Here is a 1,936-nt window from a genome sequence, read left to right as displayed (position 1 = left end):
TTTCCCCGCCATTCGTCACCGTCGTGCCCCTGGTGGTGGTACCGATCGTCGGGCCCTGGTTGCTGACGAACACGCCGCACACGATCAGCAGCATCGCTACGCCCTGCACCCATGCCACGCGCTCCCCCAGCACCGGCCACGCCACCAACGCGGTGGCGACCGGTTCGAGGTAGTAGATGAACCCCGCACGCGAGGCGCCGATGACGGCGATTGACCGGTTCCACGCCGTGAAGGCCACCGCCGAGGACAGCACTCCGATGTACAGCAGCGACCACAACACCGGGCCGTCCAGGGACATCCGGCCGTCCGCCAGCAGCACGTCCCCGAGGTACAGCGGCAGCAGAAACGCCGTGCCGGCGCCGAACACGCTGGCCAGGAACACTGAACTCCGCAGCTGCGGCGGCTTGCGTCGCACCAGCACCGAGTAGCAGGCGAACGTCAACGTGCTCAGCAGCATCCACAGGTCACCGGAGTGGAACCGCAGACCGGTCAGCGACCCGTCAGTAATCAGTACCACTACCCCGACCAGCGCGACGACCATGCCCACCAGCCGCATCCAGGTGATCGGCGTGTCGTCCAACACGCGCGCGAGCAGCACGATGAACACCGGCGCGGCCACTGCCAGCAGCGCCAGGTTGGTCGCCGACGTGGTACGACCCGCGACGTAGACCAGCGTGTTGAACGCGGTGACCCCGAGGAATCCGGTCAGGCACAGGTATCCGAGATGGGCGCGGGCCAGCCACCACTGGGCCCGGGGCGCGCGGGCCACGAAGGGCACCAGCACGACGCTCGCGATCGCCCAACGCCAGAATGACAGGGCGACCGGGGAGACCTCATCGCGCAGCCCCCGTGCGACGACGAAGTTCCCGGCCCAGATCACCACGGCCACCAGCGCCAGCCCATAGCCCCCCCAGGACGTGCGCGCCGTCCCAGCCGCCGTCGACGGTCCGGTGTGTTGGCACGATGAAGTCACGATTCCTTCCTCTCGGGCGCGGGATGCCCCTGTCGTGCCGACGAATTCGGTCCTGTCGCCGGAGTGGGAGCGGCGCCGGTTCAAGTCGGGGTGGGGACGTTGGCTGCGGGCGGTGCCGCCGCCCGCAGCGGCACTGGGTGCCGACCGCTGATCCGCCGCAGCCACAGCGCGAGTTCCGGCAGAGGGGTGCGGTCTCGATGCCGGTAGGTGGTGCCGCGGTCGGGCTGCTTGCGCAGCGATATCGTCTCGCCGCGTTCCAATCGCTCCGCGAGTTCGATGGTGCGCAGCACGCCGTAGTGCACCGACCGCGAGTACAGGTGCTCGTCGTTGTCGTGGGGGAACATCGGCGGGACGGTGGTGTCCAGCACCGCGCCGGAGTCCAGCGCCGGGGTCAGCACATGCACCGTCGCGCCGATGCGGTCCCAGTCGGCCGCGCGGTAGGCGAAGTAGATGCAGTGGTTGCCCTTGTACTCCGGCAGCCATCCGGTGTGGATGTTGACCATCAGTCCGGGTACGGTCCCAATCAGTTTCCGGCCGAGCACGCCGGTACCGCACACCACAGTGAGGTCCGGGCGCAGCCCGGCAACGAGTTCCCGCACCTCTGGGCTGTTGACGTTGGCGACCCGGTGCGCAGGCGTGTCCGGTTCGGGCAGATCGGCACACAAGGCCCCGAAATACTCCCGGCGGTACCGCGCCCGACCCGTCAGCTTTTGCCGTCTGCCCTGGTAGGCGCGGTAAAGCGCATCCCGGTAGCGGTGATGCCGCCACAGTCGCCGCTGCTGGTCTGCGCCGGATTCGACGATCGTGGCAAGCAGGTTCAGCCGGGTGCCGACCAGACGGCGCAGGTAGCTATGCTGCGGGTCGTCGCAGATCAGCAGGACGACGCGCAGATGCGGGTGGTCGGAGTCGAAGCGGACGGTGTCGCCGTCGCGAACGATACCCATCAGAGTGTCCGAATCCTTG

Annotated in this window: 2 protein-coding genes; both read right to left on the bottom strand. The window is 68.4% G+C overall.

Annotation, left to right across the window (positions count from 1 at the left end; translation table 11 throughout):
• The coding region (locus AC5LUJ_RS20520; protein ID WP_493465544.1) for a DMT family transporter at window positions 1-973 on the bottom strand (973 nt) is incomplete at its 3' end.
• 80 nt (window positions 974-1,053) lie between these two features.
• The coding region (locus AC5LUJ_RS20515; RefSeq protein WP_493465543.1) for a formyltransferase family protein at window positions 1,054-1,936 on the bottom strand (883 nt) is incomplete at its 5' end.

The sequence above is a fragment of the Protofrankia sp. CiP1_Cm_nod3 genome (genome assembly GCF_982290655.1).
The sequence above is the reverse complement of the archived record's forward strand: the minus strand, read 5'-3'. Positions and strand labels throughout refer to the sequence as shown.